This is a genomic window from Clostridioides sp. GD02377 (genome assembly GCF_045899875.1).
Lineage (GTDB): Bacteria > Bacillota > Clostridia > Peptostreptococcales > Peptostreptococcaceae > Clostridioides > Clostridioides difficile_A.
Window position 1 is genome coordinate 45,455 of the sequence record NZ_JBJODA010000008.1, and the last position, 13,755, is coordinate 59,209.

Sequence of the window (13,755 nt, forward strand, 5' to 3'; positions counted from 1 at the left end):
GATACTAAAAATAACATATCTATATCTTTTAATTTTACTTTAAATAAGTATAGCTTTAAAATAAATTACATCTATCTTCACTATATTTTATAGCAATATTTTTATATTCTTTAGTTGTTATATTCAAAAAATCACATAAACATTTTTTGCACAAGTATTCTCTATTATTGTCATTAGATTTCTCATATACACCTGTTAGCTTGAGAAACATGGCTATTTCTGTAGGATTTAATTTTTTACCACAACTACATTTTTTATTAAAATATTTTATAGCAATATCTTCTGAGATATTTTTAAGTTTTGATAATTCTTTAATTCTTGATTGAGTAGCTTTTTTAGATGTTAATTCAAATTCTTTAGAAACTGCTTTTTTCCATCTACCACCATTACACCATTCTGCCAAGCTCCATTTCAACCTTCTATTAATGCCATAAATTTCATAGCCTTTAGTTAATATAGTTACCCATCTGGACCATTGTTTTGGAAAGAATTTTTTTATAAGTAATTCTGTATAATCCTGTTGATTTGGACAAATGAGACAACCAGTTCTATTAAATCCTAAATCATACATTTGATTATATTCAATGTTTCTATTTAGTATATATAACCAAACTTCTGAGTCGGACCAGTTAACTATAGGAAGAAATCTTTTACAGTTTTTAGATACATTTAATTTCTTACCAGCTTTTAATTGAGCTTCATTTAGATCATAATCATAGTGTTTTCTTTTAGTACTTTCTTTATTTCTCATCCCTAGAAATATAATTGATTCTTCATTTTTGCCTATAATTTTTGATAGTTGACCTTCTTTATATGTGCTACAACAGTTACGCATAACAATTGATGGAGTAAAATAGTTTTTATTTTTAACTATCCATTGATAAAACCCTACAGAGGGATTTATTATATCTTCTTTTCTAATTTTGTAATAATTTTTTAGATGTAGATATGTTTGAGCTGAATCATTAGATGTATTAAAATATATAAGTCTATATTTTATATCTATATTTTGTTTAGAAAGCTCTTCAATAGACAAATCAACTATTGCTTTCATTGCAGCTGAGTCTTTTCCCCCACTTATACTTACAACAAATTTATTATATAAATTTTCTAATATATATTTCTTAGTCATTTTTATACTTTCAATAACTTTTTCTTCTAATTCTTCTTTTACAAACAAATATTCTTCTTCAAGTGAAAAATTTTTATTTGTTGGTTCTGCATATTTTTTTAAAATTAGGTTGTTATTCAATAAGTCTACACTAAAAATTAAAAATGGATTTTTATCAAAGTGATTTAGATATATTTTACTACCACATCTCCAGCAATTATCTGGTAGACTTAAGTTTAAATTCTCTTCTAAGAACTTCTTTTCATCTTTAAATATTGGTTTCATACACTTACCTCATTTGAATATATTGCCATCAAATGAGGATAAAGTTATCTTCCTACACACCCTACAATTAATTTCTCATACATTTTATAATTAATGTCAGTGTAGTTAGTTTTCACATGAGTGTACTTTTTACGATTTTAACTCTCACTTTTTTCATAACTAAATAGTGGCTAACCATAATAGTTACTATATCAACCTTGTGTAAAGGATATTAGTACATGAAACCAGATAAATTAATATAATTGTTCGAATTGACCAATATAGTAAGTTTCAAGAATTTTAACATTTGAAATTGCTCTATATTGTTTTTGAGTATTATATTGGCTTATATAATTAATAAATTGCATTATTGCATCATCAGCATCTTTAGATATAGCATATTTGTAGTTTTCTTTTCTGTTACCACGTTTAGTTTTGTATGTATATCTGATTTTATATACATTATGTTTTATCGTGGTTGGTATTAATTTTAAATTCATATCATGAATTAATTCTTTGTTTTTAGCTTCATCTTGATATAAATCTAATATCACATTGTTATTAAGCTTCATTAATTCACCCCTTTCTAAAATTGAAACGTAAGGAATTCTGTTTTGAAATAGTGTATAATACAAAATCATACATTATAAATTTTAATTATACATATCAGAGTATATTTTGTTAAGTCGATTCTATTTTATAAATTAATACCTAATTTTTCTTAAAATATGAAATTAAATACCTGGTAGTTATAATTAGCTTTATTAAATAAAGAAATTTACTTAATTCCATAAACAAAATAAAAATATCTATAAAAAATATAGATATATTATACAAAAAAATATTAATATGTTGTGTTACATAACATGGTATATAGAAAGGAGAATGCCAAAATTAAAAACAACATATAAAACTTGACAAATACATATATAGAAGCTCTCTTAATATAAAACATAATTATTTTTATCAAAATTATAGTAATCTTAATATTTAAATAGAGAATCAAACAAGATTTATAGGTGTTTATAGATTTTTGGCAACAATTTTTAGATATGTTAAATTCTAAAGGTAAGTTTATAGCATTAGGTTTAAGTGCAACATTAGCAGCTGGTACATTATTAACCTGGAATGGTAGTGGGATAATAGAACAAGCTAGAACTAAACTAACTGAGATGAAAAATGGTGTTAATTTGCTTAAAGATGGAGAAAAAGATTTAATAGCAAAAGCAAAAGAGATAAAAGGTCAAATAAGTACTTTAGAATCAGAAATAGCTAAACTCGAAAACAGTGGAAGAACAAACTCTATGGAATATAGAAAATCTACAAGTGAGTTAGCAAAAGCAAAGGAAGAACTAAATAAAGCTAACAGTGATGCAAATAGGATACAAGAAGCTTTATCTAAATATACTCCAATTAAAGAACATATAGCAGGTTATGCTGAAGCTATGAATGATGATTATGTTCTCCCAGTATTTGGAAGTGAAAATTATGCAAGAAAATTAAAAGGAATAGAGGATATAAATGCAGTAAAGGGAAGCTGTTTACTTAAAGATAACAATATGTTGTTGGTATTAAATAAATTTAATAATAGTACAAAAGCTGGCAAGACTATATTTCAAAAGGTGAATCTTAATGGAACGGAGGTTTGGCATAAGGAATTAAGCAATACTAGTGTAAGTAATATAAACTTATGTAAAGCAACAAGGGATGGTGGAGCTTTAATACTTGTTACTTCTCAAGATAAGAGTTTAACAAGCTCACTAGGGAAATTAACAACAAATACGACACATATAATAAGATTGGATGCTCAGGGTGAGATAGAGTTCACAGCACAATTTGATAGTGGCGATACATCAGCTGAGACAATTGAAAATATTATAGAACTTAAAGATGGGAACTATCTATGTGTCGGTAGTATGTCAGCTGGTGGTTATTCAAGAGTTCTATGCATTGATAATACAGGGAATAAGCGATGGGAATCGAAAATAAATGGTAATGGTGGAAATGTTAATATTGGAAATGCAATAGAAATGTCAAACGGAGATATAATTGTAGTAGGTTATGCAAATAAAACTTATGATAATATAACTTCTAGTGCAGCTTTCACTTTTGCTACAAAATATACAGAAAATGGCACGAAATCATGGACAGTTAAGGTAAATGATGACTATACATACTATAATGGAAATAGTTCTAGACCAACCTCTGTAATTGAGGAAAAGAATGGAAAGTGTATAATCTATTCAGTAAAAACAATTAGTACAATAACAACGGATGGGACACTAGAAAGTACAACAACAACTGAAGATTTGATAGGAAATAAATATGACCTTGTATTGGAAAATGGTGATATATTAGTATCTAACTATTTTAGTAGCATAATGTTGATAGCTTCAGATGGTACTTTAAAGAAAACAATAAAAACTCAGGATGATCTAAAAATAACAAATATGTCTTTACTAACTGGGAACAAAATAGCTTTTACTGGAAATACAGGAACTAATGATGATAGTTATGTTGGATACATGGGAATATTTGATTTAGACGATGATAATTTCCCTACATTGACAGATTAAGGAGGAAAATTATTATGAAGAATCTTAAAAAACTAGCTGCTTTAGGCATAGCAACAGTATCTGTTTCTGTAATCGCAATAACTTACACAGGTGGTGATACAGCTAATAATCTTATAAATACATTGCAGGGTCTAGATAATGATGCAAAATTACTATCAGAGGGAGAAACAAAATTAATATCAGAAGTAAATCGATTAAAGGAAGAGAGAACAAGATTAACTGAACGATATAATGAATTAAAAGGAAGTTCTGGTGGTGAAGATGGTTCATCGGATATTACTGTTATAAATGATGAAATAAGTAAGGCTAATGATGATTTAGCAACAGTACAAGAAATATTAGATGGTATAACTATAGGAGCTACACATGCAGAGGGATATAATGATGTAATAAGTGAAGATACAAATACTTCACAATAAAATAGATACTTTTTAAAATAAAAGGAAAGTGGCAAATTTAATGTTTTACCACTTTCCCTTTATTTTAAAATATGAAAACTTAACTGTGTAATTATTTTCTTTCCATTGAATTTATATCTCCTTTTGGTTTAATCTTGACAGATGAGTTGTTTAAAAATACTTAAATTCATCCTCTTCTAGAATAATAAAAATATCTGTTGTGTTTATATTGAAACTGCTAAGGCTAAAAGTATTTTTTTCTTCATCAAAAGAAAAATCATTTAAAATTGGTTTGATTTTTACATGGCCTCTTATGCTATCATACACATATTTAATAGCAGGCATTTTACATAACAAACTTAGAAAAACTTGTAAATCGAAATTATTTAAAACATTATCATCCTCAGAAGATATATGAAAATTTTTATTTGATTTTTTACATTTATCCATTAAAGAATAACTACAAAGAGATTTAAATTCTTTATAAGATAAATTTACTTTGTTTTTTTCTATTAAAGAAAAAATGAAAGAATTTGATTCTGAAAATAAATCACTTGAATCTAATATAAAAGTAGTCTCACTTATTGTATTTATATAGTTGTAGATGTTATTACTTATTTCTATTTCAACGTTTTGACTATCAAGGTCTATATGATAATTTGAGATTAAACTTGAACCAAAAAACTCAGAGAATACATTTTTATCTTTTACAAGAAGCTTTATTCTTTTCTTTGATAAGGAGTTAAGAGAGTCTTGTACATCATATGCCAAATTCCCTGATATTGAAGAATTAAAAACTTCTTTAAAAAAGCTTATATGCATATTTATTTTATGAGAAAATTGGTCTTTTGTAACTGGTAACATTTTATAAAAATGTAAAATAAAAAATAACATTCTTATATCATACAAAGGGGTATTTTGGTAAAAAATGTCCATTTTATCATCTATTGATATATTTACATTGCTAGAATTTTTAAAATCTGATAAACATAATATATAGTCAGCGCTAACATTGTAAAAATTCGCAAAGGCTCTGATAATATTTGCATTCATATTTTGTGTTTCATTTTCATATCTTAAAACACTTCTTTCAGTTAAACCAATTGCTTGGCCAACTAAATTCGATGATAAACCTGCTTCTTTTCTTAATTGTCTTAATCTATTCATAAGTATCTCTTCTATTCTTCTAATTTAAAATGAAAATATATATCTGATATCTCAGTGTTAAATGAATTATCTACAGAAACAGTAATGTCCATTGAAGAATAAAATTTCTCGAAATATTCACAAAATAAATTGCCCATTTCTAGTTCAAATGTATTTTCATATTCATTAAATACATAGCCTGTAAGTATGTTAAAACTAGCATAAGATGTTTTATCTGTATATACTGTAGCCTTATAATTTTCATTAAGTTTTTTTAAAAACTTAAGGATACTAGCAAATAGTTTATCTTTATCATTGACATTAAGTGATTTTTTTAATTCATTAATATCAAGTTGAATTTTATGTATCCTAAAATGGTTCTCTTTTAATCTGTTAAGAATTAATGATAGTAATTTAAATTCATCAAAGCAATTATCTTTATTGTGCAAACCAATTTCTTCATTCTCAATAAAATAAGTTTTAATATTTGTAAGACCTAATATATAATCTACAGTAACATTATAGAAATTTGATAGTCTTTTTAATATACTTGAACTCATTTCTACTTCTTCATTTTCATAGTCCAAAATAGATTCAGGTGAAATACCAAGTATATCACCTACTTCTTCTCTAGATAAATTCATATCATTTCTTAATTTTTTTAATCTATTCATATTCTTACCTCCTCTTTTCTATATACTCTATTATAACATAAAGCAGACATGAAATGTCTGAAAAATAAAATTAACATAAAAAAATAGACGTAATATGTCTGAAAGTGATATATATTCAGAAAAACAGAAAGATTTTCCAGAGTCTAGTGATATGTTTAGAACATTTACATAAAAATATAAAAAATAATTAATTTATGTTAATTATTTTTTAATTCTTCATAAAAAAAGACACTTCAGATTTTAAAGAAGTGTCTTTCTATAAATATGTACTTACATGTCTAAAAGATTTGCCATTCTATCGAATGTATTATATCCAACTACTCCATCTGAAGTTAAAGCATATGCTCTTTGGAAGCTCTTAACAGCATTATATGTGATAGGCCCAAAACTTGAGTCTATGTTAACATCATACCCTATATCATATAACATAATTTGAACACAATGAACATTATTTCCACTTGTAATATGACCATACCCAACTAAGTCTCTAGTGCTTATTGTATAGTTTCTAGAACCTGTTATAGTTATAGTTGCTTTAGCAGCATCATATGTTCCATAATTTTTTGAATATGTACCTATACTCATATCTTCATCATTAAGCATAGATTTTTTATCTGAAACAAATACTTCATCGTCTGGCTTAGGTACTATATTAAACTCTTTGCATAATTGCTCATAATGTTGTTTTGCAAAATCTGGTGCATCTTTATACTTAAATGTATATCCAGAAATTTCAAAATGAATTATCTTCCCTTCTGTAGTATTTTCAGTTTGTTCTGCGAATGCTAAATTAGTACATGTAAGCATTAAACAGCAGAAAATTGCTAAAACTTTTTTTAACATAAAATCCCCCTATAAAATTTATTATATTTCTACTTAAGCTTCATTCGCTATCTGTAGATACTTCTATTTTATCAGATTTTTGGGGAATTTTGCCTAAAAATTTGCAAGATTCTTCATATTTCTTTCTATATTTTTCTGGGGCAGTTTCATATGTGTAGTCGATAGTTTCTGTAAAGGCATGACCATAATTTTTTTGTTCTTTAATGTCTTCGATATTTTCTTTTGAAATAGGTATTTGTGCATTGATTTCTAAAAAAGATGAGCATGAAATTATAAATACAAGTATTCCTACCACAATTCCATTTTTACATTTTCTCTTATATTTTATATTTTCTAGTCTTGTTTCTAGGTTAGACTTATTAAATTCTGTTGTTAACATATCAAATTTATTAATATTAGCAATTTCTATAGCATGTAGTAATGCTAAACCATATCTGCTTCTTTCTTTTGATGAACAATTATTAAGTACACTTTCATCACAATAAAGTTCGCAATCATCAGCAACTTTTTTACTCATTATATGTACAAAAGGATTAAACCAGAATAAACTTTTTGCAAATAATACTAGAAATTTTATTAATATATCTTTATTTTTGAAATGAGTTAATTCATGTTTTAAAATCCAATATATGTCATCCTCACTGTATTTTAAATTAGGCAAGAAAATATATGACTTTGATAGGCCTAGGCAAGTAGGACTTTCTAATTCATCTGTATATCTCATATCTATGTCCTTTTTTATATTCAAATCAATTAATAAATTTTTATAAATTCTTTTAATATTTTCATTTTCTACTTTTGAAGAAGTATCAATGATTAAATTTTTGAATTTAAAGTATTTAGATAATGTGTAGAATAAATATATTATTGTAACAGTTATCCAAACACATATTATAAAAAAGGATGCATTTATTTTATGATTAAAGCTATTAAAATCATTAATAATAGTGTATTTTTGAATCATTTCTGTATATAAATCTATAGAATAATTAAATGCAAAAAATAACATTCTAAAAACAATAATTAACCAAATATAATAATTAAATTTTTTACTAAATTTTGTGAAATAAAGTCTTTTTAAAAAGATTAAAATGCAAATATAAAAACTACTTACAATAGTAGTTTTTAATAGTGAACTAATCAAATTGTCAAATATATAATTATTCATCATCTTCTTCTTGGCTAAATAGTTTTTTGAATGATTCAACTTTTTCTTCAGATAACATATCTCCATCGCATAATGCAGCTACCATACTTTCAGCCATGCTCTTAGGAGAATCATCATGAACTTTTTTAAGAAAATTTTTTGTTTCATCAATTTTATAGCTTTCATTTTCAAGTATAGCTGTATAGTGTGTATATCTATCTATTTTCTCTGCACTTATAAAACCTTTTTTTACTAATCTTGCTAGAAGTGTTAAAGTAGTTGTCTGTTTCCAATACCATTGCTTTTCCATCGCTGATATTACTTCTTTAGATGAAACTGTTTTATTCATTTTCCAAATAAATTTCATAACCTTTAATTCTGCATCAGCTATATTTTTATTCATAATACTTTCCCCCTTTTTATTACTATTTTACGTTTATAGTTTAATACTACAAAAAGATATAACAAGAGTCAAATAAAATTTATATAAACAAAAAAATAGTGTCTAAGCTACATAAACACTATTTCATAACATATTTATTTTTTTAATTAATTGGTACTTCTATTAAATCAGAGTCTTTTGGAGTTTTGCCTAAAGATCTGCATGTTTCTTCATATTTTTTTCGATATTTTTCAGGAGCAGTTGCGTAAGTATAGTCTACAGTTTCAGAAAATGAATGCCCTATATTCTCTGTTTCTTCTTCTGTTTGCTGAATAGGAATATTTTCTAATATAGGAATCTGAGCATTAATTTCTAAAAAAGATGTACATAAAGTTATAAATACTAATAGAAATATTAGTATTCCATTTTTACCTTTCCTTTTTGTTATGTTTTCAAGTCTTACTTCTAAATTAGATTTATTAAATTCTGTTGTTAATAGTCCAGCTTTATTTAGACTAGAAAGTTCAATCGCATGTAATAAAGCCAAACCATATTTTCTCTTCTCTTGTAATGAACAATTATTAAGAACACTTTCATCACAACAAAGTTCGCAATCTTCACTTATTCTTTTACTCATTATATGTACAAAAGGATTAAACCAAAATAAACTTTTTGCAAATAATACTAGAAATTTTATTAATATATCTTTATTTTTAAAATGAGTTAATTCATGTTTTAAAATCCAATAAATTTTATCTTCCTGATATGGAAAATCTAATAGCAATATATAAGGTTTTAATAAACCCATGCATGCTGGACTATCTAGTTCATCAGTGCATTTTAAAGGTATATTCTTTTTTATATTTAGCTCAAGTAATAAGTTTTTGTATATATTATTTATATGTATATCTTCTATGTCGAAAGAGGTATCAATAATTAAATTTTTGAACTTTAAATATTTATGTAAAGAATAAGATAATGACACTATAGCTCCAATTATCCAAGTCAATAATATCCAAAACGAGGCATCTAGTGTTGGATTAATTTTATTATTTAGGTTAGTAAAACTCTCAATTAAAGCATAATTCTTTGATACATCTTTAGTAAACTCTATAGAATAACTTAAAAAGAAAAATAGCATTCTAAGTATGACAATTAACCAAATATAATAGTTAAATTTTTTGCTGAACCTTTTAAATAAGTTTCTTTTTAGTAATAGTAATAAGCAGATAGAAATACTGCTTACAATTGTTGTTTTTAATAGACAGTCAAATAAATAATACATATAATTACAATATCCTCCTAAAAACGATTTCTTTTGTCTTATTTTATAATTTTATATACTTTAAAATCAATATGCAATAAATGGAAGAAATTACCTGTATCTATTTTGAAAAAATGGCTCTATTATTTAATATAATATGTTAAGGAGCATAGGTGGATGGGACTCAGAAAGATAGAAGAAAAATGTAAAAAAGTGTTAATCACAATAAAACAAATAGTGAAAAACTATAATGATGAATTTATACATTCAGTTTCTACACTACATAAAGATAAACACTTAACTGAAGAAAAACTTAAGGAATTGGAAAACTGGGTTAAAAATTGGGAAGATGAAGATTAATATGTAAAATCATCTTAAAAAGAGTTATATGTTTAAATAACTCTTTTTTATTTATTATCTTTACTTAAGTTCTTTTTTAAGACAGATACAACTTCTGAGATAGTTTTTAATCCATCTAAATCTAAATTTTCTAAACCATCTGTTATCTCATTCTTTATATCAGTTTTGTAATGAGGTTCTGCATATTTAACATAATTTCTAAGAATTATATCAGAAGTTGTGTCTAATTCATTTACGATTTTAATAAATGTTTCGAGGCTAGGTATTTTACGACCTCTCTCAATGTTACTTAAATGATTATATCCTATTCCAACTTTCTCTGCTAATTCTTCTATTGTAATTCCTAGCTCTTTTCTACGCTCTCTAATTCTTTCACCTAAATAATTTATATTCAAAATTTATATCTCCTATTTTTTATATAATTCTTATTAATTAGTATATATTTTTAAATGAATACTTTTAACAATCCATTGGGTATAAAGCTATCTAATAGGATATGTTTATAAAAATATTCTATACTCATCAAATGAATTCATGTAAAATATTAAGCGATATGTTAACAAAGCTTTTATATGATGTAGATGTAAAAGAAGAAAATTTAATTGCTTACAATGAAAGAAGAAAGACAAAGAATAATAAGTAATACATTGTATATATATTGCTTGAGTATTGCATTAATAATATTCAAGCAATATTTTTATATTGTAATAATATTATAATTGCATTATGTTTCTTTTGAACAACAAAAAAACAGTACATCCGCTTGACTGCACTGTTTCCGTTTCCGTATAGTTAATCTAAAATAATTGGATATTATATCATTTCGATATAAATTAAATTGACATTTAAATCCCTTATAGTTAATCTTAAAAGTGATACTATAATACATTAATAATAACACTCTTTTACTTAATTTTCAACTATTTCTTGTAATTCTTTTTTGCGATTTTCAATGCTTTCATTTAATTCCTCTAAAAAATCTGACAAACTATCTTCCATATTTCTTTCAACTAATTCGTCAAAATTATCTTTATTAAATTTTTTATAATTATCCCAGCTTAAATTTTCTTCTTCATCATCGCACCATTTTTCAAATTCTTTATAATCTTTCAAATAGCAAAGCTCTCCAAGTGCATCTGCAAGAACATTTTTTTCTTGATTAAATTCATAAACGATAATTTCTCTTTCATTAAAAATATCACTTAATACTTCTGCGTAACCTAGGACTATTGTAGTTTTTACAATTTGTTCAAGATTGACAGATATTTTCATGGCATTAGTTATCTCTCCTGCATATCTTTCTTTGTAAGCTTGTATAGCTTCTTCTTCTATTTTATCTATGTTCTTGTCTATTATTTTCAAGAATCTTTTAGCATTTTTTTTATCCATTTTTGCACCCCTTATTTTTCTTCAAAAGGCTATATAACTATAGCCTTTTGAAGTTTACTTTTTATATTTGGTATGTGTATAACTACATTTCATAATCTATCTCAATTAATTTCTTATTTTTCTTTAAATAATCTTCGATACCTTCTTCTATTTTATCTCTGACTTTAGATAATTCGTCATTAAATTCATCGTTTTCGCCAGGTTCTTTTATGTTAAATTCTTCTATGTAATCTTTTGTAAAAATTTCATGGCTATATGGAATCTCTACAGTACATTCTATATCACCTAAATGTGCAAAATTTTCACTCATTTTCATGCTAACTTTTAAGTTGTTTACTATTATTGTAGTATTTTCTATATCAGCTATTTCAAAGCCTATATCTGCCATGTAAGGCCATTCCTCGATAAAATATTCCTCCATTAAAATTACCCCCTATTTTTTAATCTTGCACAAAATGGACATTGCTCTATATAATATCCACCTGCATTACCTGGTTTACTTTTGACATCAATCCCTGCTCGTCTTAATTGTGACATATATTCTTTGACTTGCCTCTCTGAGATATTTAATTCATTTGCTATTTCTCTAGCTTTCAATATTTTATTGTCTTTTAAAACCATTATAATTTTCAAAGCGTTATCTATTTTACCCATGCTAAAACCTCTTTTTTTTATTCATATATAACAGTTCTTTTACTTTTTTCAATTTCTTCAATATAATGCAAGAATTTTTCAATTTCATTTGGATTTACACCTGTAAATTCATGTTTAACTAGACATTTTTTAATTAGTGTAAAATATTTTTCTTCCAATCTATAGTAATTTGGATTAACAAGTGCTTCAATATTGTTGTTGTGGTTTTCTTTGCTAAAACTATTTACAAATATTAAAATGTTTTTAATATTTTCTTTCTTTTCCAAATCATCGCTTGTATACTGAAAGCAAAATTCCAAAGTAACTCCAATGTCAGATGTATAACCATCTGTAGAGCCCCACATATCAAAATATAGACTTGGGCCGCTTGTCTCTTTACGAAGTCCGAAATGTCCGTTAGCAGAGTCTTTAAAACTTATATCTAACATGCCCTTGTTAATTTCTTCGACCTTATTTTCTATCATTTCAACATTTTCTTTATTAACTTTCAAATCTAATATTGTACTAAATGTTATATTCATACCAAAACCTCCGTTTATTTTATATTTTAATTATATCATCTGATATAAACTATATTTGTCTCAAGTCAAAATTTTTAACATTCTACACCATCTTTAAATAAAAGGTATGCCACTTCTATTTTTCTTTTTTCATCTTTCATATTTCTATAATTTTCAATTTCATCTTTTTTAATTCCTTTGAAACCATTTTTGTAAAATTGTGGATTTTCTTGTATTAACGTTTCTATAATGTATTCTTTTGTTTTTTCTATTTCTTCTACATTATTAATTTGCTTTACTGCATCGTCGAATATTTCTACTATCTCAAGCACATTTTCTTTTATTTCATTTGCCCAATCATCCTCAAATTTTATATCTTTTGTTATTTCTTTCGCTTCTTCATATGATATTTTAAATTCTTTAATTATTTCTCTGCGATAATTTAGCTTTGCTTTATGTGCTAGTAAGTCCCAACTTCTATTTTCTTCTAATGTAGAATCTTCTATAGCATGACATATCCAAGATGCTTTTTCTCTTAAAGAATTATGTTTCAAAATTTCTTTGAAATAATCTATAAAAAATTTAGCACTATCTACATTTCTTACTTCTTCTCTTATTTTTTCTAATTTTTTTTCCCACGACTTTATCATTTTTATTAAGTCTTTTTTTTCGAAATATTTATTGTCAACTTCTTCTAATTCATCAATTACATTTAAAAGTTCTTTTCTTATATCATTTGCCCAATTAACTTGTTTTTCAGACCCTCTTAATTCTTTCAATTTTATACCCCCTTCTTTATTTAAGAAAGATAAACAAAGACTAAATTGCGCTTTATATTCCACATCATTATATTTTCTTTTTATTTCTCTTGTCATTTTATGTGCTTCTTTAAATAAATTTTTCATCTTTGTTTATCCCCTTTCATTTTATTTGTTAATTATATTATAGTTGCTACCGACTATTTTGTCAATATAAAATAGTCGGTAGAAACATGAATAGTTTATATCAACTATTCCATGTTGATTTTTTAGTCGTTATAGATTATAA

Annotated in this window: 17 protein-coding genes; 3 read left to right on the top strand and 14 right to left on the bottom strand. The window is 25.4% G+C overall.

All coding sequences use genetic code 11. The features are described from left to right. Nucleotides 1-55: 55 nt before the first annotated feature. Nucleotides 56-1,396 (bottom strand): phosphoadenosine phosphosulfate reductase family protein, encoded by a 1,341-nt coding sequence (locus tag Q3304_RS08490; protein ID WP_407813508.1) that lies wholly within the window; start codon nt 1,394-1,396, stop codon nt 56-58. A gap of 233 nt (nt 1,397-1,629) precedes the next feature. Continuing rightward, entirely contained in the window at nt 1,630-1,947 is a 318-nt protein-coding gene (locus tag Q3304_RS08495; RefSeq protein ID WP_407813507.1) for a hypothetical protein, read from the bottom strand. 480 nt (nt 1,948-2,427) lie between these two features. Here Q3304_RS08495 and Q3304_RS08500 point away from each other — a divergent pair, with 480 nt between their 5' ends. Next, complete coding sequence (locus tag Q3304_RS08500) at nt 2,428-3,951, top strand: hypothetical protein (RefSeq protein WP_407813506.1); 1,524 nt, start codon at nt 2,428-2,430, stop codon at nt 3,949-3,951. Between the two features lie 14 nt (nt 3,952-3,965). After that, entirely contained in the window at nt 3,966-4,370 is a 405-nt protein-coding gene (locus tag Q3304_RS08505; RefSeq protein WP_407813505.1) for a hypothetical protein, read from the top strand. Between the two features lie 150 nt (nt 4,371-4,520). Here Q3304_RS08505 and Q3304_RS08510 read toward each other — a convergent pair whose 3' ends face one another. The 6 genes from Q3304_RS08510 to Q3304_RS08535 all read right to left on the bottom strand — a co-directional run bounded on the left by Q3304_RS08510 (nt 4,521) and on the right by Q3304_RS08535 (nt 9,826). Next, entirely contained in the window at nt 4,521-5,516 is a 996-nt protein-coding gene (locus Q3304_RS08510; protein WP_407813504.1) for a helix-turn-helix domain-containing protein, read from the bottom strand. 11 nt (nt 5,517-5,527) lie between these two features. Next, a complete protein-coding gene (locus Q3304_RS08515) occupies nt 5,528-6,169 on the bottom strand; it encodes a helix-turn-helix domain-containing protein (protein WP_407813503.1) in 642 nt (213 codons plus the stop codon). Between the two features lie 270 nt (nt 6,170-6,439). Next, nucleotides 6,440-7,012, bottom strand: coding sequence for a peptidoglycan-binding domain-containing protein (locus tag Q3304_RS08520; protein ID WP_407813502.1), 573 nt, complete (start codon nt 7,010-7,012; stop codon nt 6,440-6,442). A gap of 40 nt (nt 7,013-7,052) precedes the next feature. Continuing rightward, nucleotides 7,053-8,246, bottom strand: a complete 1,194-nt coding sequence (locus tag Q3304_RS08525) for a M56 family metallopeptidase (protein ID WP_407815421.1) — start codon at nt 8,244-8,246, stop codon at nt 7,053-7,055. Next, complete coding sequence (locus Q3304_RS08530) at nt 8,173-8,562, bottom strand: BlaI/MecI/CopY family transcriptional regulator (protein WP_407813500.1); 390 nt, start codon at nt 8,560-8,562, stop codon at nt 8,173-8,175. The genes Q3304_RS08525 and Q3304_RS08530 overlap by 74 nt, the downstream gene beginning before the upstream one ends. A gap of 142 nt (nt 8,563-8,704) precedes the next feature. Next, on the bottom strand, nt 8,705-9,826 hold the full coding sequence (locus Q3304_RS08535; RefSeq protein WP_407813499.1) for a M56 family metallopeptidase: 1,122 nt from the start codon (nt 9,824-9,826) through the stop codon (nt 8,705-8,707). Nucleotides 9,827-9,982: 156 nt separating this feature from the next. Between Q3304_RS08535 and Q3304_RS08540 the strand changes: the two genes are divergently transcribed. Further along, a complete protein-coding gene (locus tag Q3304_RS08540; protein ID WP_407813498.1) occupies nt 9,983-10,165 on the top strand; it encodes a hypothetical protein in 183 nt (60 codons plus the stop codon). Between the two features lie 47 nt (nt 10,166-10,212). On the opposite strand, the gene Q3304_RS08545 is transcribed toward Q3304_RS08540, so the two are convergent. The 6 genes from Q3304_RS08545 to Q3304_RS08570 form a co-directional block, all read right to left on the bottom strand. Next, on the bottom strand, nt 10,213-10,560 hold the full coding sequence (locus Q3304_RS08545; protein ID WP_407813497.1) for a helix-turn-helix domain-containing protein: 348 nt from the start codon (nt 10,558-10,560) through the stop codon (nt 10,213-10,215). 514 nt (nt 10,561-11,074) lie between these two features. Next, nucleotides 11,075-11,554, bottom strand: a complete 480-nt coding sequence (locus Q3304_RS08550; RefSeq protein ID WP_407813496.1) for a hypothetical protein — start codon at nt 11,552-11,554, stop codon at nt 11,075-11,077. An 82-nt stretch (nt 11,555-11,636) separates the two neighbouring features. Further along, a complete protein-coding gene (locus Q3304_RS08555; protein ID WP_407813495.1) occupies nt 11,637-11,975 on the bottom strand; it encodes a hypothetical protein in 339 nt (112 codons plus the stop codon). A gap of 5 nt (nt 11,976-11,980) precedes the next feature. Continuing rightward, a complete protein-coding gene (locus tag Q3304_RS08560; protein WP_407813494.1) occupies nt 11,981-12,208 on the bottom strand; it encodes a helix-turn-helix transcriptional regulator in 228 nt (75 codons plus the stop codon). 17 nt (nt 12,209-12,225) lie between these two features. Further along, nucleotides 12,226-12,729, bottom strand: a complete 504-nt coding sequence (locus Q3304_RS08565) for a hypothetical protein (protein ID WP_407813493.1) — start codon at nt 12,727-12,729, stop codon at nt 12,226-12,228. Between the two features lie 74 nt (nt 12,730-12,803). After that, complete coding sequence (locus Q3304_RS08570; protein WP_407813492.1) at nt 12,804-13,613, bottom strand: hypothetical protein; 810 nt, start codon at nt 13,611-13,613, stop codon at nt 12,804-12,806. Nucleotides 13,614-13,755: the final 142 nt, after the last annotated feature.